This window comes from Faecalicatena contorta (genome assembly GCF_001404335.1).
Taxonomy (GTDB): Bacteria; Bacillota; Clostridia; order Lachnospirales; family Lachnospiraceae; genus Faecalicatena; species Faecalicatena contortus_B.
This window is the reverse complement of record NZ_CYZU01000004.1, coordinates 35,229-55,275: the sequence shown is the minus strand read 5'-3', so window position 1 is coordinate 55,275 and position 20,047 is coordinate 35,229. Positions and strand designations below refer to the sequence as shown.

At 46.0% G+C, this 20,047-nt stretch carries 17 protein-coding genes and 1 pseudogene; all 18 read left to right on the top strand.

Annotated features, from left to right (window positions below):
• The first annotated feature begins 62 nt into the window (after positions 1-62).
• The 18 genes and pseudogenes from ARB69_RS03170 (at position 63) to ARB69_RS03090 (ending at position 20,041) form a co-directional block, all read left to right on the top strand.
• Positions 63-254 (top strand): hypothetical protein, encoded by a 192-nt coding sequence (locus ARB69_RS03170; RefSeq protein ID WP_050639314.1) that lies wholly within the window; start codon positions 63-65, stop codon positions 252-254.
• A gap of 152 nt (positions 255-406) precedes the next feature.
• Positions 407-925, top strand: coding sequence for a signal peptidase I (gene lepB / locus ARB69_RS03165; RefSeq protein WP_055150996.1), 519 nt, complete (start codon positions 407-409; stop codon positions 923-925).
• Positions 926-1,117: 192 nt separating this feature from the next.
• Positions 1,118-1,957: a tyrosine-type recombinase/integrase gene (locus ARB69_RS03160; protein ID WP_055150993.1), complete on the top strand. Its 840-nt coding sequence runs from the start codon at positions 1,118-1,120 to the stop codon at positions 1,955-1,957.
• 365 nt (positions 1,958-2,322) lie between these two features.
• Positions 2,323-2,715: a hypothetical protein gene (locus ARB69_RS03155; RefSeq protein WP_055150990.1), complete on the top strand. Its 393-nt coding sequence runs from the start codon at positions 2,323-2,325 to the stop codon at positions 2,713-2,715.
• A 19-nt stretch (positions 2,716-2,734) separates the two neighbouring features.
• The gene (locus tag ARB69_RS03150) at positions 2,735-3,121 is read left to right on the top strand and encodes a DUF2304 domain-containing protein (protein ID WP_083487005.1); all 387 of its coding nucleotides are present in this window, start codon (positions 2,735-2,737) and stop codon (positions 3,119-3,121) included.
• A complete protein-coding gene (locus ARB69_RS03145; RefSeq protein ID WP_055150987.1) occupies positions 3,118-5,241 on the top strand; it encodes an NAD-dependent epimerase/dehydratase family protein in 2,124 nt (707 codons plus the stop codon). The genes ARB69_RS03150 and ARB69_RS03145 overlap by 4 nt, the downstream gene beginning before the upstream one ends.
• Before the next feature lie 15 nt (positions 5,242-5,256).
• Complete coding sequence (locus tag ARB69_RS03140; RefSeq protein WP_242843797.1) at positions 5,257-6,168, top strand: hypothetical protein; 912 nt, start codon at positions 5,257-5,259, stop codon at positions 6,166-6,168.
• Between the two features lie 98 nt (positions 6,169-6,266).
• Entirely contained in the window at positions 6,267-8,489 is a 2,223-nt protein-coding gene (locus tag ARB69_RS03135) for a hypothetical protein (protein WP_055150983.1), read from the top strand.
• Positions 8,486-8,782, top strand: a complete 297-nt coding sequence (locus tag ARB69_RS27580) for a glycosyltransferase (protein ID WP_242857518.1) — start codon at positions 8,486-8,488, stop codon at positions 8,780-8,782. Before ARB69_RS03135 ends, ARB69_RS27580 begins: the two co-directional genes overlap by 4 nt.
• The gene (locus ARB69_RS03130) at positions 8,746-9,258 is read left to right on the top strand and encodes a hypothetical protein (RefSeq protein WP_242857516.1); all 513 of its coding nucleotides are present in this window, start codon (positions 8,746-8,748) and stop codon (positions 9,256-9,258) included. The genes ARB69_RS27580 and ARB69_RS03130 overlap by 37 nt, the downstream gene beginning before the upstream one ends.
• Entirely contained in the window at positions 9,255-10,931 is a 1,677-nt protein-coding gene (locus ARB69_RS03125; RefSeq protein WP_055150980.1) for a DUF2194 domain-containing protein, read from the top strand. The genes ARB69_RS03130 and ARB69_RS03125 overlap by 4 nt, the downstream gene beginning before the upstream one ends.
• Before the next feature lie 56 nt (positions 10,932-10,987).
• Positions 10,988-12,427 (top strand): annotated as a pseudogene (pelF, locus tag ARB69_RS03120) (GT4 family glycosyltransferase PelF).
• Entirely contained in the window at positions 12,408-13,865 is a 1,458-nt protein-coding gene (gene pelG / locus ARB69_RS03115; RefSeq protein WP_055150977.1) for an exopolysaccharide Pel transporter PelG, read from the top strand. The pseudogene pelF and the gene pelG overlap by 20 nt, the downstream one beginning before the upstream one ends.
• Positions 13,852-15,351: a hypothetical protein gene (locus ARB69_RS03110; protein ID WP_055150974.1), complete on the top strand. Its 1,500-nt coding sequence runs from the start codon at positions 13,852-13,854 to the stop codon at positions 15,349-15,351. Before pelG ends, ARB69_RS03110 begins: the two co-directional genes overlap by 14 nt.
• A 41-nt stretch (positions 15,352-15,392) precedes the next feature.
• Entirely contained in the window at positions 15,393-16,457 is a 1,065-nt protein-coding gene (locus ARB69_RS03105; RefSeq protein WP_055150970.1) for a glycosyltransferase family 2 protein, read from the top strand.
• Between the two features lie 51 nt (positions 16,458-16,508).
• On the top strand, positions 16,509-17,528 hold the full coding sequence (locus ARB69_RS03100) for a glycosyltransferase family 2 protein (RefSeq protein ID WP_055150967.1): 1,020 nt from the start codon (positions 16,509-16,511) through the stop codon (positions 17,526-17,528).
• A gap of 43 nt (positions 17,529-17,571) precedes the next feature.
• Entirely contained in the window at positions 17,572-18,858 is a 1,287-nt protein-coding gene (locus ARB69_RS03095) for a DUF4832 domain-containing protein (RefSeq protein ID WP_242857514.1), read from the top strand.
• A 13-nt stretch (positions 18,859-18,871) separates the two neighbouring features.
• A complete protein-coding gene (locus ARB69_RS03090; RefSeq protein WP_055150964.1) occupies positions 18,872-20,041 on the top strand; it encodes a CDP-glycerol glycerophosphotransferase family protein in 1,170 nt (389 codons plus the stop codon).
• Positions 20,042-20,047: the final 6 nt, after the last annotated feature.

The window sequence follows — 20,047 nt, the reverse complement described above, 5'->3', positions numbered from 1 at the left end:
AAGGCTGGCGCCGCCGGTTCCATCCGGCGGCGGACAGCACAAAATGAAAAGGAGGAATCAATATGTCATATATCTTTTCACACACCGTGCTTGGTTTTTGCTGGTGGGATCTTCCTGCATTAATCGTTTTGATTGTTGTTATCGTTGGATTTGCGGTAAAACACCACAACATGAAAAAAGAGGAAAACGATCTGGAAGATCAGCTGTCCGAACTCTACACAAACGATACAGTAGAGATTGACAGTAAAACATAATTATTAAAAACAATAAGCCCCTGGGAGTAACCTTCCGGGGGCTTTTTTAGAATATTCTGAAAACGGTACGCAAAGGGGTCAGACCCCTTTGCAATATTCCCAATCCGAGGTATAATAGGGATATATAATTTATATAGAAAGCAGTGAATTCCATGTCAAAGAGAATACTAAGCAAATATGACGGTAATAAGCAGAAGTGGCTGCATGATATTATTGAGATCATTATAATTTTTCTTGTAGTTCTTATTTTATTTAATTTTATTATAGGAGTATCGTTTGTTAAAGGAAAATCCATGTATCCAACGCTTCATAATAATGAGATTGCCTTTTATACCAGAATTATTCCGCATTTTGACAGGGGGGATGTGCTGTCTGTGAGAATGCCTTCCGGGGAGTATTACGTGAAGCGTGTCATTGCAGTTGGCGGTGATACGGTGGACATCAGGAAAGGAAAGTTATATGTTAACGACGAGGAGATGGATGAGCCCTATGTGAATGGGGAGACCGAGAGGAAGGTCGGAGGGGTTGAGTTCCCTTATACTGTTGAGGACGGAAAGGTTTTTGTAATGGGGGATAATCGTGAGGAGTCTATGGACTCCAGGGATTTTGGTGCTGTTATCCGTAAACAGATAAAGGGGAAAGTGTGGTTGTACATCGGCAGGATATCGTAAGAGCTGCCGCAGAGGAATGAGAACCAATAAAAGAGAGCTTCACAGGACTGATGCCAGAGGGTGGCAGTTCCGTGAAGCTTTTTTTCGTAATGGGAATGCTTTCATTTCAATAATAAAAAAAGAAAAAATACTTTCAAAATGTATAGTTTTCTGTCAAAATTGTATTTTAATAAATAAACGGAGGAAAAAAATATGACAGAAAAATTATGTATTAAAAAAGTGAAAGAATTTGAAAGAAACCTGGTTTTGAATGAAAAATCTCAGGCTACTATAAAAAAATATTTAAAGGAAATACAAAATCTATTTGATTTTCTTGGTGACGGGGAATTGAGTAAAAGCAGACTGTTAGAATACAGAGAATCTCTGCAGGAGGAGTACAAGGCACAGACGATTAATGTAAAGCTGTCGGCTGTTAATGCGTTCCTGGAATTCGCAGGCCTATCGGACTGCCGTATAAAATTTGTTAAAGTCCAAAAGAAATCGTTTGTAGAGGAAGAAAAGGAGTTAAAAGACGCGGAATATAAGTCTTTGCTGATTTCCGCCAAAAAGACAGGGAAAACCCGGCTATATTATATTCTGCTTACATTATGCGGGACAGGAATCCGAATCAGTGAGCTGAAATATATCACGGTTCATGCAGTAAGCCAGGGCCGGGCGGAGATAAATATGAAAGGCAAGCACAGAGTAATCCTTCTTCCCAACGAGCTAAAGGATAAGCTCAAAGAATATATAAACCATAAAAATATTAGGGAAGGGTGTGTGTTTATAACAAAAAACGGGAATCCGGTAGACCGGTCCAACATCTTTCATGAAATGAAGAAGTTGTCTAACGCGGCAGGAGTAGAACCGCAAAAAGTATACCCGCATAATCTCAGGCATTTGTTTGCGAGAAGCTTTTATGAAGTAGAAAAAAATCTATCCCATTTAGCGGATATTCTGGGCCATTCTTCTATTGAAACAACGAGGATTTATGTTGCATCCAGCTATAGGAACTTTGACAGGATACTGGATAAAATGCAGCTGATAATATAAAAACCACAGAATCAGTATTCTGTGGTAAAAGAGATAAGTTATACATAAATTTGATGCTTTTATTATATATTAAAATCCGTCGATATTCAATTACATTTTATAAAAGCAATATAATTTTATACTGTTTTTAAGCATTCCTACACAATTTATCATAATTTAAAGATCTATATGTATAAAAATAAGACCTGCCGCAATTATTTTTCAAAACAGGTCTGCCCAACTACGCCCAAAATGTAATCTGAGCATATAAAACATAGATATCTCTAAAGAAGAATCAGAAAATGGCTTACATAATCTGAACCTCTCCACCACAGAATACTGATTCTGTGGTAATTCAATGAACAGGATAAAAAGGACGGCCCCCTATGGATAAAAGATATCACATTTCCGCTCCGTTGAGCATAGAATTTCAAAAAAAATCCATGTTTTTCCTTTATGAAGAAAACATAAAAAAGGAAATCCCTTATTCAGAGCTCATCATTGTTTATCTGGCAGTGAAAGACAATTATTCCGGCGGAATATACATGCCGGATATTACAGAAATCACCCCGGACATGGATGGCTTTATTATGATATACGGGCGGGCAGCGGATTATGAGCTGCATACATATAAGACACATAAGACTGCAGGCGAATTGTTTATTGAGATGGCAGCACATGCAGGGCAGGGTCTGTTTGGCTATGAGCAGTGGATCGAAGAGATAAGGCGGGATGCTTTTGAAGAAGCCGGAGACATGATGTCAGGATGGCAGTACTAGTATAGAGGAGGGACAGTATATGAGCATCGTTCTACAAATATTATCTGTTGCGGTATGTCTGTTAATGTTATACGGCCTATGCCGGGAGATGAAAAAGAAGCATCTGTCAGAAAATCAGGCGATCCTATGGATTGCAGGGGTGGCAGGCCTTCTGATTTTATCAGTTTTTCCAAAGATACTGCCTTGGGCGGCACAGCTTCTGGGAATCTGGTGGCCGCCGGCATCCCTGATCTTTTTCTTCCTTATCGTTATTATATTGATTATACTGCGCCATACGATCACGATCTCCTCGATGGAGACAGAGATAAAAGAGCTGGCAATGCAGATAGCACTTTTAAAGGACGAGAACACTGAACTGGAAAACAGGTTAAACAGTAAAGCTAAAGGGGAGAGCGCCGATATATGAAAGTATTGATTTGTGGAGAATATGGCATATACTGCAAGGAGTTAATTTCCAGGCTGAAAAAAGAGAAGCATGACATTTTTGTTATAACAGGATCGGAGAAAGCCCGGAGGGAGAAACCAAGATCCGGAGTTTTTCAAGAATACAATTTCAGTTACCGGAGTAAAAATATCGGTACGATCATGAAAAATGTACAGGCGGATGTGCTGCTGATTATGGGAATCTGCGACACCAAATTTACCTGGCAGGATATAAATCAGGAGTCGGTGCGCTATCTGACCAGTATCACTAATATCCTGATGAGCGCAAAGGAAGCGGGAATCAAACAGGTCATCTACTGCTCCTCCCTGGGGATCTACGATGGCTGTGAGGATGAAGTTATTGATAAGGACACTGATTTTGAAGCCAATTCTATTCTGATGCAGACGGTAATTCAGACGGAATACATGTGCGCAGAGCAGAATATCCCGGGGGAGTTTGAAATATGTGTTATCCGTTATCCGGAAGTATACGGTGATTATAAGACCCATAATTGCAATATCTGTACAAGGCTTATGGAGACCTTTTTTACCAGTACGGAGATGGAGATTGAAGCGGGAAGGCAGCACCGGGTGCTGTATGTCAATGATGCTGTAGATGTTCTGATGCGGGTATTTCTGTGCAAAGAACGGGAGAAAAATTACCTGATACCAGGAACTGTTTATACGGAACGGCAGCTCATCGATGCAGTTAAGACCGTGATCCCGGGAAGGGAGACCAGGATCAATGAGGCCGTGTATAAAACAATTCCACTCCCCGGGATAGCGGATCCGCATCTGGAGAGGCTGGGGATTTACGAAAAATACAGCCTGGAAGATGGGCTGAGAGAGCTGTTTAAGATATACGAAAAGGAAAAAAATCTGGAGATAAAAGAGGAAAAGAAAAAATCGGTTATCAAAGACAAATTAATTCCTCTGTTGGAGAATGTAGGGCTGTTTCTTCTCATGACACTGCTGACCTACCTCCTCAAAGACACCTGGTTCGGGAGCATAGCCGATCTTTATCTGATCTATGTAGTTATTATTGCCGTGGTATACGGGTGCGCCCATGCGCTTTTTGCAACGCTGCTCACGCTGCTGGCAAAGATTGGGGAGATCCTTATTACAGGAGGCGCATTTGATTATGCGGCTTTTACAGGAATCCTGCAGGTTCTTGTCATCGGCGTTGTTGTGGGGCATATGAGAGACAAATACAGAAGAAAAAACGGCGATCTGGAGGACGAGAAGAAATATTACCAGAGCGAGCTTGTAGATATGACCCGAATCTACGATGGGAACCGGTACGTCAAAGAGATTTATGAAAAACGGATTGTAAACTACGAAAACAGCATGGTGAGGGTCTATGAAGCCTCCAGTCAGCTGGACTTCTGGGAACCGCAGAAGGTGATTTTCCAGGCGGTCGATGTAGCGAGGGAGCTGATGGGAATCGATGACGTAGCAATCTACATAACAGGCAGCAATACGGGATATCTGCGCCTTGCGGCTGCTTCCTCCGAAGAGGCGCGTCAAATGGGCAAGTCCATTCATGCGGACGAGAATTTCTTCATGGGTAGGCAGCTGGTTGAAAGAACGGTATACCGGAACAGGGATCTTGAGTCGTCCCTTCCATCCTATGCATGCGGAATATATGACAGAGAGAATCTGAATGCCATTATCATGCTGTGGACGAAAGACCTTACCAAAATTAACCTCTATGAGTCTAATATGCTGGCTCTGATCTGCCGTCTGATTGAGGCATCTATGAACCATGCGGCCACATACTGGAACCGGCTGGCGAACCAGTATATCGAGGGGACAAATGTACTCAAAGAAGAGGAATTTGATAAAATGTATCAAATCTGCCAGGAGGGATCCAAGCAGAATAAGCTGGAATATACGGCCCTCAGGGTACCCGGACCGTACCTGCAGAGCAGGGGGGCAGAAGGGTACACCCAAATTGCTTCCTTAATAAGGCAGACAGATATCATTGGGGAAAGAGACGGAGATATATGCATTCTCCTGATGAACACGAACGAAAAGGAAGCCGATTATGTAATTCAGCGCTTTCAGAATGCAGGAGTACGGGTAGAAAATGGAATTGGATGATAGGAGCTGGAAAGAGTGGAAAACAAATGGTTCATGTGGATTTTGATCATAAACACGTGTCTGGCGCTGGTTTATTTTCTGTACAGAGGCGTACTAAAAAAAGAATATAAAAAGGCCTTTCTTCTGACCATATTCATGATACTGGTTCCGGCAGTTGGAGTCATATTCTTATCGTGCAGTGAGCTGTTTAACTTTATCCTGTTTCATAAGCGCGACGGACTGTTGAACGAAGAGGAACTAAGTTTCAGCAAAAAAAGAACCCGTATGATCATAGGCGAAGATATTGAGAAGGAGGTTGACAGAGTGCCCATCGAGGAAGCGCTGATGATCTCTGACACCATGAACAGAAGGCAGCTTTTCCTGGAGGTACTTAAGCGTCCGGATGTGGAAGATTATATGGGAGGAATCCGCAGCGCCATGGCGCAGGAGGATTCAGAGGTGGTGCATTATGCGGCATCCTACATAACAGACACGATTGCAAAATATAAAGATACGGAGAAACGGCTCCGGTCGATCTATGAGCAAAGCAAGGAAATTGATACGCTTCTGCTGTACCTTCAGTTCTGTGACAATATGCTTCACAAAAAAATATTCAGCGAACCTGAGCAGAAAATTTATCTGAATTTTTTTGAAGGATACATGGAAGAACTCTATCAGAAGGACAAAGCAAAGGTGAATGGAGCCATGCTGGGGGATATCATTGAATTCCGGAACGAGTATCAGGACGTGGGCAGCACTGAAAAATGGGTGAAACGTGCAGAGGATATGATGGAACAGGATCTGGCTGCGGCTAAGGAAGTTCTGAAGTACTATTTTAAGATAAAAAACAAGTATGGGTTCAGGGAAGCTGTCCGGCGGATTAAGGAGTCGTCTCTGAATCTGGACAGCGAGCTTCTTGAATGGATCCGGTTTTATCCGGCAGACTGATGAACCTGAGAAAAGAAGCATGACATGACACACGACGTGCGCCCCGTCCTGGTAATTCCGGGGTGTACTTGAATAAACAGACAGGGTGGTAGATGACGATGATATGGGAAAATGTGTGGACGATAATAGGGAGCGCGGCAGGATATTTTTTTCTGACTCTGATGCTTCCCTCTGTCTGCCTCCGAAAATATACAGCCGAAAAAGAGCTGACTTTCCGTTTTTTCTTCTATCAGTGCATCGGAAATTTATATATTAACTTTATTGTTCTTTTACTTGGATTTCTGCATTTGGTTCATTTTATTTCTCTGCTGCTCCTGCTGGTTATCCTGCCTTTATCCCTGACATCCTGGAGAGAGCGCAGAAGGATCATGGCCTTTTGGCGGCGTTCGGCAAAGGTCCTGAAGGAACTGATACTGGGAATCTATGGCTTCCAGGTGTTTTTCCGTAAAATCAGGCAGAAGCTGCTGGGGTGGCTGATCCAAAAGAAGCGCTGTCTTAAGGGAAATGTGGCAGAAATCCTGATATTTAGTGCTGTGATGGCCTGGATCATCTGGTTTTACGGATGGTACAAACTGCATAACACGGGGTATGGGCACACGGACGAGGAGATCCACCTTTACTGGATCGGGGCGCTGATCCATGGTAACCTGTTCCCGGCCGGAATGTATCCCCATGGCGTGCATACCCTGAATGCAGCGCTTGGAACATTGTTTCCGATGAATGTTACCCGGGTTTACCTGAACTTTTCGGTTCTTTCAACCGTCATGGTTTTTGGCTCGGCATATGCACTGTTCAGAAAATTCTTTTCCAACAGATATGTGGCCATGGCAGGCTGGGCCTTTTTTGTTTTTACGGATTTATTCCATACTACGTCCTATTTTAGATTTCAGTTTTCCTTTCCAATGGAGTTCGGGCTTGTTGCTGCTTTCGGCATGGTCTATGCCATGCTGGCGTACATAAAAAATAAGCAGAAGGGAGAGCTGATATTGTTCTCCGCGTGTATTACGTGGACGCTCATGGCCCATTTTTATATCACCATCCTTTGTTTGGTTATCTGCGTCTGCTTTGGGTTGGTCTTTTTCATTCCCATTCTGCGAAAGAAAGTCCTGCTTCGATTTGCTGCGGCCGGGCTTGCAGGCGTTATTCTGGCGTGTATCCCCTACGTCTGGGGATATCTGAACGGATATGAGTTTGAGCGTTCCATTGAATGGGCGCTGGGGATCGCACAGACAACGGCGGAGTCGGAGAATCAGGAAGATGCGGATGGCGGGAAGGCGGAAGCAAAGTCCTATAACTGGCGGGAGGAAGATGTCCTGACGCTTGCGGAAAATCTTCTGAAGGATGAATCCAAATATCTGTCTTACAACTATGTGAACAAGAGAGATACGGCCAGTATGCTTATGCTGGCGGACGGGGCGCTTGCCGTTTATGCCCTGCTGGGCCTGATCTTTTCCAGACAGAAGATAAGGTATCTGGGGTATCTCTTCTGGGCGGTATTGTGGGAGGCCGGCGCGATACTCGCATGTGCCTATTACCTGAATCTTCCGGCCCTGATCGAAGTAAAGCGCATGGCAACGTTTCTGACGTTTTTGAGTATCCCGCTGCTGGGACTGCCTTTCGAAATGCTGTTTACTATGCTCAGGCTGTGCAGGATAAAGGAAAAGTACCTGGAAATGTCCTTCGCGGTTCTGATTACCGGCGGTATCTGGGCCATGTCGTCTGCAGGGAGAATAAAGGAAGAGCGCTATTACAGCATTACAATCTCTGAGGCAGATATGAGGGTGAGCCTGGATCTTTGTGAAAATCACGAAAAGTACACGTGGACAGTCATATCGCCCACCAATGACCTGTCGGTAATCCGGTACGATGGCTATCATTATGAAATCGTGGACTTGTTAAAAGACTTAGACAGGGGAAAGAAAAGTATCTATATTCCCACTCCGGACATATACGTAGTGACAGAACGGCATCCGATCTCCTTCGCCAATGACCGGCGGGAAATAGACAGAAGCGACATCGATGCACCGGACAAGGTGAAGGCAATCAGCCCGGAGATGGCACTGCAGGACATTGACTGGACCGAGGATTCAAGCGGGCTGCATGGTGCAGATGCGCCGTATTATTACCAGAGGGATGTGGTTATGTCCAAGCTTCATTACTGGATGGAGGCGGTAAAACAGATCTATCCAAACCATGTCTGGGAATATTACAGCGATGAGACGGTGACTGTTTTTAAGATTTCACAAGATCCTTATTTTACATTAAATCTTTCTGTAGACTATAAGAAACTAGCGGAAGAAGAGGTAGGTGGCAAAGAATGAATAATATACTTTTGATGATACCGGCGTATAATGAGGCTGAAAATATAGGAGATCTGCTTCTAGACATGAAAAAAATGGGGCTGGAGGCGTACATGGATGTCCTGGTGATCGATGACTGCTCTGCGGACAGTACTTCAAAAATTGTGGAGGAGACCGGTTTTAAGGTGATACGCCAGGTCTTCAATATGGGATACGGCGCAGCTTTGCAGACCGCCTATAAGTATGCCGTGGAAAAAAATATGCTTATCTGCTTCAGATGGATGCGGACGGCCAGCACGATCTCTGCAACATAAGAGTAATTTGTGAAAAACTGGGCTGTTTTCCGGCGGATGGCGGCGAGCAGAAAGGCACATGTGGGGACGGCGCCTGCCCGGATATTGTGATAGGTTCCAGGTTTCTAGAAGGGAGCCAGTCTTTCCGGATTTCAAAATTAAAAAAGTATACGATCTATTTCTTCCGGAAAATCATTAAAAAAGTGACCGGCTGCAGTCTGACCGATCCTACCAGCGGCCTGCAGGGACTGAACAGAAAGGCGTTTGCATTCTATTCTGAGTACAATAACTTTGATTTAAAGTATCCGGATCTGAATATGATCGTGCAGATGCTGCTGCTTGGTTTTAAGATCGAAGAGGTACCTGCCGTCATGCATGAGCGGACCGCGGGGGTATCCATGCATACCGGCCTGTTAAAGGTAGGGAAGTATATGGTGTTAATGATGTTGAGCACATGGAATGCCTGGTCGCGTTATAAAGCAGGGAGCATAAAATGAAATTACTGAATAAGCTTGGTCTTTCCAAAAAGAACCAGCTGAAGAAATACATATTTGTTTACATAGTGATTATCCTGTTCTGCCTTCTCTTTGTTTTTTTGATTGTGAGCAACCTGGATAATATTTGGAGGAGCATTCATGAATCCAGCCGAGTCGAAACAGACAACCGTGCAGAATATAAGGCGGTGGTGAAGCTGGCGGAGCAGCTGGATAAAGAACAAGCCGGAAAGGGAGCAGAATACAAGACTGCTGAAAAGACTGTAGTCTGGGGGCGGGATACCGCAGGTTACCAGACATCCGTCCTGCAGCTTGAAAATATGAAAGAAGGTTTTCGGACGGAAGAGGTGCTTGAAGATTGTGCCGGGGCTGAAATCTTATTTATATGCAGAACAGATTTTTCGGAGCAGGAGCTCAGGCTGCTAAAACAGTACAGTGAAAGAGGCACAACACTTTTCTTTACAGAGATCCCCTCGGAAACCGCACTGGAGGACAAAAGCGTGAGAGATCTCCTGGGAATCGATACTTATAAGGGGATTGAGCAAAAAAAGGGGATCCGGCTTACAGAGAATCTTTTGTTCGGTGAGATAGCAGAGAGCAAAGAAGCATTTACGATGAAGGCCGTAACCCTGAAAAGGCAGACAGAAGTCTATGGCTCGGCACTGCAGGATAAGAAGGTAAAAAACGAAAAGCTTGCCCCGGTATTCTGGCGTTATCAGGACAGCATAAAGGGCGGAAGCGTTTATGTGGCGGACCGGGAGCTGATGTCCGCAACCATGGGCTATGCAGTAATCAGCTTTCTTTTTACAGATTTATACCAGGCGTATATGTACCCTATCGTGAATGCTTATTGCTTTGTTGTATCAGGAATGCCATATACCGATGAATTCTCATCAGATTATTTGCAGAAGGAATATGAAAGAAACAGCATGGGAGTGCAAAATGATATTTTCTTCCCGGAATTCCGGCGTTGCGAAGAGCGGTATTCGGTTAAAACGACATGGTACACAGATGACGGTGAGGGGATCAAAAAACCTTCGAATGCGATGCTCGCATATTATCTGGAAGGGATTGTGGAGGGAAGTAATGAGATCGGCTCGCTTAACAGCTACAGCCAGAAACGGGAGACGGACTCGCCCTTTGATAACCGGCTGGAGTTGTGGGATTCTGATTTTAAATGGACAGAAGGGATGACGGATACGGTCTGCATCCCATATCGGCAGATATCAAAGAAAAAATATCAGAACGTCATATTTCAGGATAAGGGGTTAAGCCGCGGAATAGGATTCAATAGTGTTTTTACAGATATTCCCCCGTTTCTATACGGCACGGATGAGGGGAAACCGGTACGATGGATTGACTACTGCCGCAATCTGGAGACAATACTGGGGGTAGAAAAGGAAGATATCCCATGGCTGGAACGAGTGACGGTCGGCGAGGCCGTGTACAGAATCAAAGCGTTTCAAATGATGGAACCGAATATTACGTATTCGGATACCGGGATAGATGCAGTAATCGGTAACTTTACAGGGAGGGCATTTTTCTATCTGTCCCTGCCGGCAGGCCGGGAAATAGTATCGGTAAAAGGGGCTGAGACTACTAAAATCAATGATACGCTTTATTTGGTAGATGCGAAAAAAGAGCATGTAAAGATTACATACCAGGAGAAAAGGTAACAGGAACCGGATGAGGCCGCACAAGGGCAGTATAAGGAAGAAAGGAAATGGTTTGAATGAAAGTATGTTTAATTGTTGAAGGAGCATATCCCTATGTCAACGGCGGGGTATCAAGCTGGATGCAGGGGCTGATGCTTGCCATGCCGGATGTAGAATTCGTTGTACAGTCTATAGCGGCAAGCCCGGATGCGAATCTGCAGTTTAAATATAAGATTCCTTCGAATGTCAGTGAGATTCAGGAGGTGTATCTACTGGATGACGATTATGTGAATAATAAAACCCAGAAAAGGGTTTCCCTGACAGGGGAAGAGTACGATGCGTTCGAAAACCTGATGTTCGAAAGCAATCCTGACTGGAATGTGATAATCCGATTTTTTGCAGAAAAAGAGGTTTCGCTGAATGCGCTGCTTTCGGGACGTGATTTTTTTAAGATGACTCTGGACTACTATAATACGAATTTCAGAAGGGTTGTATTTTCAGATTTCCTTTGGACCATGCGTTCCCTTTAGCTCCCCCTGTTTACGATCTTAAAATCCAGGACGGAGAAGGCGGATCTGTACCATTCCGTATCCAGCGGGTATGCCGGGATCTGGGGGTGTATGCAGAAGAGCTTATACGGGCGCCCCTTCCTGATGACAGAGCATGGGCTGTACACACGGGAACGGGAGGAAGAGATCATCAAAGCGGACTGGGTAAGCGGGATCTACAAGGATATCTGGATCGACCAGTTCAAAAAGATCGGAGAATGTTGTTACCAGTACGCCGACAGGGTGGTATCCCTGTTTGAAGCTGCCCGAAGGTTCCAGATTGAACTGGGATGCGACGAAAAAAAGACGGTGGTTATTCCGAACGGCGTAAATTACCACAAATTTGAGGGGATCCGGCAGAAAGAGGATACGGATCCATATATCAATGTAGGAGCAGTTCTTCGTGTCACCCCTATCAAGGATGTTAAGACTATGATCAGCGCCTTTGCGCTGGCTAAAAACATGGAGCCAAGACTAAAGCTGTGGATCATGGGGGGCATGGAGGAAGCAGAGGAATATGCGGAGGAATGCCGTACCATGGTGCGGGATATGGACATTCAGGATGTGGAATTTACTGGGATCATTGACGTAAAAGAGTACATTGGCAGGATGGATATTCTGATGCTGACGAGTATCAGCGAAGGCCAGCCGCTTTCTATTCTGGAGGGCTTTGCCGCGAAGAAACCATTTATTGCCACAAATGTAGGGAACTGCAAGGGGCTGATCGAGGGGGAACGCGACAATTACGGCATGGCCGGTTATATTGTGCCTGTAATGGGCGTATCCGAAATTGCCCGCGCGATCCTGAAGCTGGCAGGAGATGAAGCGTCCAGAATCAAGATGGGGCAGGCGGGTTACCAGAGAGTTGTAAAGGCATACGATGAGTCCGAGGTTTTCAGCACATATTATAATCTTTATCTTGAACTGTCAGAAAGAGAGGAGGAGAAAAATGGCGGGCATCGGATTTGAATTAAAGAAAATATACAGGAAAGAAAGCATATCCAGGGGAATGCTGGGCATTGTGTACAGTTCCCTTGTGACCATCGGTCCAATGATACTGGTGATCGTGGCCATCCTTCTGCTCTATTTTTTTCTGGGGATGACGAAGGTGCCGTATGCGGACAGAGAGCTGCTGTCCTCCACCATACTTTACACCTTTATCTTTTCCGTCATACTGACCTCTCCGTTCAATGTCATCTTTTCCAGATATCTGGCGGATAAATTTTACATGGAAGAGTATTCCAACATACTGGCCTCCTACTATACGGGGAATTCTGTATGCTGTATCATAGCAACGCTTATGTTCCTTCCTGTGGGATGGAGCCTGAGGGTACGGGGGAAGATCGACCTGCCGTTTATTCTCGCTGCCTATGTGCAGTGGATGTCGCTGGTTATATTATTTTTTGCGATCACGTATCTGCATGCGACCAAAGATTATAAAATCATTGCGCTGTTCTTTGTGATTGGTATGGCGATCAGCTTTGTCGTGTCTTTTGCCTTCTACCGGTTGGCTGGACAGGATGCGATCCACTCCATCATATACGGGCTGTCGCTGGGATTCTTTGTGATCGCAGTCTGCGATTTTTCCTATATCAAGCGGTATTTTAAAAGCGTGTCGAACGAATACGGGGAGTGTATGCATTACTTGTGGTCGTTTAAACGACTATTAGGGGCCAACCTTTTATACATCCTGGGCCTGTATGTCCATAATTTTGTATTCTGGACCGTGCCCGGCCGCCTCTATGTGGCTTCTACTTATTACAGCCACCAGGCCTATGACATGGCCTCCTGCCTTGCCATGTTTACAAACATTTCCGTGATGGTTTCCTTCATGGTTGTGGTGGAGACGAGGTTCCATACTGCCTATAAAGAGTACATGGAAGGCGTCATCGGGGGAACCTATAAAATGATCGCAAAGGGACGCAAAAAGCTGTTTCGGACGCTCTCTCAGCAGATTATCCAGGTGTTTGGCACACAGATTGCAATCACGTCGGTTATATTTCTGTTTATGGTGTTGTTCGGAAAGAAGATCGGGTTCGACAGTGTTACGATGACGATTTATCCTATGCTGGTCGTTGCCTTTCTCGGAATTTTCATGATGTATGGGAATATTATTTATCTGTATTACTTCGCAGATATGACGGGAGCATTTCTGACGGGCGCGCTGTTTTTTGCAGTTACGCTGATTGCCAGCCTGTTCTCCAGCAAGTGGCCGATTCCGTTTTGGGGAACGGGGGTATTTATCGGAATGCTGACGGGATGGACATACAGCTTTTTCAGAATCCGCTGGATCGAGAGAAATCTGGATACCTTTATCTTCTGCGATTACAAAGTCGTGGACACGATGAAGTCTTCTAATAAAGGAAAAGTTGTTTACCGAAAGAAGGAGCGCAATGCAGCAGGATAGTGGAAAAAAGCTACTGCAATGGAATATCATTGTCAGCATGCTCAGCCAGGTCTTGTCACTGGTGATTAATCTGATATCAAAGCGGGTGATATGCCTGTATCTGAACGTGGAGTACCTGGGCCTCCAAAGCCTGTACTCTAATTTCTGTGACGTGCTGTCCTTTGCGTATTTTGGCGCGGGGACGGCCATGCTGTTCAGCTTTTACGGCCCGCTGGCCAGGGGGGACAAAGAAAGGCTGGCCGCAATTTACAGGTATTATGACGGCATTTATAAAAAAATGACCTGGGTAGTTCTGGGAATCGGAACTGTATCGACCATATTTGCAGTATTCTCGGTAAATGCCAGTATCAGTGATGTGGAGGTCACTGTTACATATCTGACATTCATGCTGTCCGTTGTTTTATACAACAGGCAGATGGTGAGAAATTACTTCATCCAGGCGGATCAGCGCAGATACTTTGTGGCGGCGGTGACCGGCGGGGTGGATGCCTCGGCTCTGATCGTTGAGATTCTGCTGTTAAAGTATTTCAGGAGCTATGAGGCATTTGTAATCTGTATACTCGTAAAAAATATTTTCATAAATGGAATTTTCGGCAAATATCTGAAGGCCCGGTATGGATTTTTGTTTGAACCGGGTAGGGAGTTGGAAAAAAAGGAAGCAGATGCCATCAAAAACAATGTGGCCGATATGGTGATGTACCGTTTCGGGAAAGTCCTGATCAGCAATACGGACAATATCTTCATCTCCCGCTTTATTAATACGGCTATGGTTGGAATCTATTCCAATTACCAGTTCATTATTGCGGGAATTACAAGCCTGATTGGAGCATTCTACGAGGCTATTACGGCAAGGGTGGGACAGCTGCTGTCTGTAAGCGAACGGGAGAATCAATACCAGGGATTCCAGTTTTATTCGTTTATCAATTCATGGATGACGGGAGCCACAATCGTCTGTTTTTATTATCTGGTTCAGGATTTTATCAGGATCTGGATGGGGACGGTGGAGTTGTTGTCCCGGGAAGTGATTATAGTGATCATTGTAAATTACTACCTGGAAATATGCCGTTCTGCCACCAAGATGTACCGGGAGAGTGCCGGGCTGTTTAAAAATATAAAACGGATGATATTGATTAAGGGCGGACTGAATATCGTCCTTTCCTTTGTGCTGGGAAAAATATGGGGTCTGTGGGGGATTTTATTTGCGACGACCATTGCATCGGCGGTCACGCTTTTTTGGTATGAACCCCTCATTGTGTTCAGGTATTTTAAGAAAAGCTTCTTGAATGAAATATACTACCAGTTTATCACGCTTCTGCTACTGGCAGTGTCCCTCTTTGTTACGGGGGCTGCCGTGAAGGCGCTCCCGGAGGGCGGGGTCCTGCATTTTCTGCTCAAAGCGGCTGTATGCGGGGTGGTGTGCAACCTCTGCTATCTGGCATTCTATCTCATCTTTAACCGAAGGATGAAAAAGAACATGAAGGCATAGAGGGCGTGGGCCCGGAAAATTATATCGAAAGAGGAGGCGCTATGGAGATCAGTTTTATCATACCCGTATATAACGGGGAGAAGTTTATACGACGCTGTATTCGTGCGATTCGCAGATGGGAACGGGAGGAACAGATCGAGATTCTGATCATTGACGACGGTTCTGTGGACAGCACGGGGAAGATCTGCGACGAGGAGGCCGCAGAGGATGGCAGGATCAAAGTGTATCACATTGAGAACTGCGGGCAGGGGCTGGCCAGAAACTACGGGCTCAGAGCGGCGTCAGGGAAGTATATCTGTTTTGCGGATGCGGATGACTGGTCGGACACTGACAGTATATACAGGCTGTGGAAGCAGGCAGAAGACGTCCGCGCGGACGTTGTCATGGGCAGTTATTACCGGGTAAACGGCGAAACCCGGGAGTGGGTGCACGCCGCCGGAGAAGGCCTGATGAAGCGGGAGGGAACCGCCGCAGAAACGGGACTGTACCATAAGGTGAAGACGGAGAGCATGTTTGGTTATGTGTGGAACAAATTATACCGGAGGCAGTTTCTGCGGGAGCATGATATATGGATGGATGACATCCGGTCTATGAATATGGAAGACTTTCTGTTTAATATGAAGGTATGGAGCCACTATCCAGTGTTTTATTGCATGGACTGTCCGGTCTGCTATTATGTGACGGATCATGCTTCTACGACCCGAAAATCAGATCCTCAGATACACACAAAAAGCGTCAACATGATTTGTTCGCTGGTTAGTTATCTCGAGGGGGAGGGCGTACTGGAAGAGAACTTGGATATGGTTGTTCCGCTGATCATGCGGTCTTTCTGCTGGTCAATGATAAAAAATATTCCCTTTGAAGGAAAGTCTTTGAGACGCCTTGAGGAGCGGGCAGGTACGTTTGCCTATGCTGCGGAGACAGAGAAGGCGCTTGGGACCGCAAAGGCATCAGAACAGCTGAAGACACTTCCCTCGGCGCTGCAGCGGTGGTTCTATCTCTTCTGCATGTGTGCACTGAAACGCAAATTAATTAAGATTATCAGTCTGTTTTTTTATATATGTTATCCGCTGATGAAACGGTATGTATCGGCAGTTTTAAAGTAGAGGGTAAGAGTTCGGGCAGGCCTGAATTCTTACAGTAGAGGAGCTAAAGATATGATAAGTGTCATTGTCCCGGTTTACGGGGTGGAAAAGTATCTGGAGAGATGTGTCGGTTCTATTCTTAGCCAGACATTTCAGGATTTTGAGTTGATCCTGATAGATGACGGTTCCCCGGACAGATGTGGGGAGATGTGCGACAGGTATGCAGGGCAGGATGCCAGGATCCGCGTCGTGCACCAGGAAAACCGGGGGCTGTCCGGGGCCAGAAACACAGGGCTTGGCCTGGCAGCAGGGGAGTATATTACATACATTGACAGTGATGACAGGATCGAGCCGAAATACCTGGAGGTGCTGTATAATAATGCCGTAGAATTCCAGGCGAAGGTATCTGTCTGTGCATACGGCCTGGAATGGGAGCACAAAAGCAGACAGGGTCAAAACAAGCAAAACGAAAGCAGGCAGAACAAAAATCAAGGGGAAGAGGTCTTCCATACCGTGGTTTATACCGGCAGGCAGGCTGCCGAAAAGATTGTGAAAGAAAGCGCACGTGCGATGATTACTGCCTGGGGAAAGCTTTATCACAGAGACCTAAAGCCGCTGCTGGTATATCCGGAGGGGAAGACTCATGAAGACGAGTTTGTGACATACCGTGTTTTTTATGAAGCCGGCCGGGTCGCCGTATCAAACCAGCCGCTGTACCGTTATCTGCAGCGCGGCGGGAGTATCATGAATGACGGCTTTCGGGAAAAGCGCCTGGATAAAATCAGGGCGCTGCGGGAGGCTGTTACATTTTTCAGGGATAACAATGACTGGGAGTTGGAACGGTATGCGAGGAAAAGATATCTTACCAATTTGCAGATCGCCTGGTACCGGACCGCGAAGTTTCTGCCGGACCGAAAAGAGCTGGGTGCTTTGCTGAGAGCAGAATGGAAGCTGACTTACAGTACATATAAGAAAGAGATCCTGGAATGTGCGGGATTTATGGATCGGTTATCGATCCTCGTATTTTCCGTTTCGCCGCATGTATACAGGGTGATGGCGGAAGTGTATTTGAAATTATTTCCGGAGGTTTGATACGATTAAAAAAGATAGAAAAGTCCGAAAGGCACTACGGTTTATGATTCTCATAGTTTTATTGGCCGCCGCGGTTATCTGGTTGGTATCTGAATATCGGGCCAGACTGGTTTTTACTTACAGGGAAAGTGGCAGCAGAGTGGCAAATCCCTTTCAGGGAGTCTATTTTCAGTGCTCGACCGGTGATCCTGACAGGCTCTATGATGTGGCGGAGGAACACCCGGATTATGATGTTGTTCTGCTTACATTTCTTTTGGATGACGAGCGGGAAATGGAGGTGATACCGAATGACAAGATGCGGGATCTGGAACATACACTCCAGATTGCACAGGAATTGGGGCTTTCGGTGATCTTCCGGGCGGCATATGATTTTATCGGGGAGTATGAGGATCCGGAGTTTGAAATTATGTTAAAACACATCCGGCAGACCGGCCAGGTTCTGAATGCATACAAAAGCCGCATTGCGGGAGTCCAGGCCGGTATGATCGGGGCGTTTGGGGAATGGACCCAGAGCCGGTACATGGATACAAAAATATACCGTATGGAGGTCATCCGAGCATGGGAGAGTGTGCTGGATGCAAGGATCCCCGTGTCTGTAAGAAGACAGAAGTTTATACGGGAAGCCGAATCGTGGGGATGTGACACCGGCAGGCTGGGAGTTTATAATGACGGACTGTTTTCCAGTGAAAGCGATCTGGGTACTTACAGGGAGGATTACACAAGAGAAGAGGATCTGAAATGGTCCGCTGCGAACATCAAGGTGCCGTTTAACGGGGGAGAGATGCCCTTTATCAGTGAATTCACTGATATACACAATGTGGCGGAAGAAGCGCGGCAGCTGAATCTGTCGTACCTGCATGCGGAGTATAATCATGAGGTGTGGCAGTACTGGGCGGAGCAGGAATATGACAACATGCCGGGTGATGAATACATTAAAATGCATCTGGGCTGCAGGCCGTGGGCAGAATCATTTAGTATTGACAGACATTTTACGGCGAAAAAGCAGTTACGGCTGGAGCTGAAGGTCAGAAACAGCGGATTTGCTATGATCAATCCGGACTACCGGTGGTATTTTATACTGCGGTGCGGGGATGTGGAAAAGCGGATAAGGGCCGACGCAGCAATGGAATCCAAGGAAAAGGGGACAGTCAGCGCCGAATTTGCAAATCCCTTTCCGCAAGAAAAGTTGGGGAAGAACGGAATGACCGTGGGAATCCAAATTTCAAAAGAAGAGCCGAGGGATATAGTTGAAGCTTACTGTGTCCGGCTGGCAAACGATAAAACGGCATATGAAAACGGAATAAACATTTTAGCAAATATCAATGAGTGAGGGCAGAGGGTAAATGAAAAAGCAGCGTAAACCGTGCTGGCTGGAAAAGGCATATTGGGTGGCATGTGAAAAGATCCTGTGTTTCCTGGCATTGCTGCCGGCCAGGGATCATAAAATTGTGTTTGATAATTTTGGAGGCAGGGGATATGGCTGCGATCCGAAGTATATAGCAGAGGAGCTGTTAAAGCGGGACGAGGATCTGGATCTCGTATGGCTGACCCGCAGTATGTCGGAAGAATTCCCCAAAGGTATCCGTCCGGTCCGGTACGGTGGAATCAGGGCGGTGTATGAGCAGGCGACGGCGCGGGTGTGGGTGGATAACTTTAAGAGCGGTATCCGCATACGGAAAAAGAAGGATCAGTACTATATTCAGACATGGCATTCTTCCCTGGGACTGAAGAAGAATGAACAGGATGCAGGGCGGCTGGACCGGGCCTATGTAAGAAAGGCCGTGCGGGATGCATCCATGACGGATCTGATGTATTCCAATAACGCTTTCCGGGCGGATAAATACAGAAATAGCTTCTGGTATCATGGAGAAGTGATGCGGTGCGGTCATCCCAGAAACGGGGTTCTGCTCCATACGCCTCCTGCGGTAATCCGGAAGGTACGGAAACATTTTGGGATACCGGAAGAGAAAAGGATACTTCTCTATGCGCCTACTTTCCGGTCGAAAACGGGAGGCGTGGGGTACCGGCTGGATATCGGCGCCTGCCTGGAAGTTCTGCGGGACAGATTTGGAGGGGATTATATCTGCCTTTTCAGAATGCATCCCAATGTGGCATATCAGGGTACAGACTGCTCGGAGGGCGTAATCCCGGCCTCTGATTATCCGGACATGCAGGAGCTTATGGCTGCCGCGGATGTTATGATTACGGACTATTCCGGGAGTATGTTTGAGTTTATGCTGACGGGAAGGCCGGTATTTCTTTTTGCGGGGGATGTTGCCAGGTATCTGGCAGAAGAGCGGGAATTGTACTTTACCTTCGGGGAGCTGCCCTTTTCCCTGGCAGAGGATAAAACACAGCTGCGCCAAAATATTCTGGCGTTCGATTATGAGGCGTATAGAACAGCGTGCAGGCAGTTTATGGAGCTTGTTGGGATGGAGGAAGACGGAGAAGGGGCCAGGGTGCTGGCGGACCGGATATTAGAAGAGATACATAAAGGGCAGACGGATTGCTGATCCGCC

Coding starts and splice junctions, on each gene's coding strand:
- ARB69_RS03100 (WP_055150967.1), top strand. CDS start 16,509: ATGATAAGTGTCATTGTCCCGGTTTACGGGGTGGAAAAGTATCTGGAG.
- ARB69_RS03130 (WP_242857516.1), top strand. CDS start 8,746: ATGGATGCGGACGGCCAGCACGATCTCTGCAACATAAGAGTAATTTGT.
- ARB69_RS03110 (WP_055150974.1), top strand. CDS start 13,852: ATGCAGCAGGATAGTGGAAAAAAGCTACTGCAATGGAATATCATTGTC.
- pelG (WP_055150977.1), top strand. CDS start 12,408: ATGGCGGGCATCGGATTTGAATTAAAGAAAATATACAGGAAAGAAAGC.
- ARB69_RS03105 (WP_055150970.1), top strand. CDS start 15,393: ATGGAGATCAGTTTTATCATACCCGTATATAACGGGGAGAAGTTTATA.
- ARB69_RS03135 (WP_055150983.1), top strand. CDS start 6,267: ATGATATGGGAAAATGTGTGGACGATAATAGGGAGCGCGGCAGGATAT.
- ARB69_RS03090 (WP_055150964.1), top strand. CDS start 18,872: ATGAAAAAGCAGCGTAAACCGTGCTGGCTGGAAAAGGCATATTGGGTG.
- ARB69_RS03160 (WP_055150993.1), top strand. CDS start 1,118: ATGACAGAAAAATTATGTATTAAAAAAGTGAAAGAATTTGAAAGAAAC.
- ARB69_RS03155 (WP_055150990.1), top strand. CDS start 2,323: ATGGATAAAAGATATCACATTTCCGCTCCGTTGAGCATAGAATTTCAA.
- ARB69_RS03150 (WP_083487005.1), top strand. CDS start 2,735: ATGAGCATCGTTCTACAAATATTATCTGTTGCGGTATGTCTGTTAATG.
- ARB69_RS03170 (WP_050639314.1), top strand. CDS start 63: ATGTCATATATCTTTTCACACACCGTGCTTGGTTTTTGCTGGTGGGAT.
- ARB69_RS03095 (WP_242857514.1), top strand. CDS start 17,572: ATGATTCTCATAGTTTTATTGGCCGCCGCGGTTATCTGGTTGGTATCT.
- ARB69_RS27580 (WP_242857518.1), top strand. CDS start 8,486: ATGAATAATATACTTTTGATGATACCGGCGTATAATGAGGCTGAAAAT.
- lepB (WP_055150996.1), top strand. CDS start 407: ATGTCAAAGAGAATACTAAGCAAATATGACGGTAATAAGCAGAAGTGG.
- ARB69_RS03145 (WP_055150987.1), top strand. CDS start 3,118: ATGAAAGTATTGATTTGTGGAGAATATGGCATATACTGCAAGGAGTTA.
- ARB69_RS03125 (WP_055150980.1), top strand. CDS start 9,255: ATGAAATTACTGAATAAGCTTGGTCTTTCCAAAAAGAACCAGCTGAAG.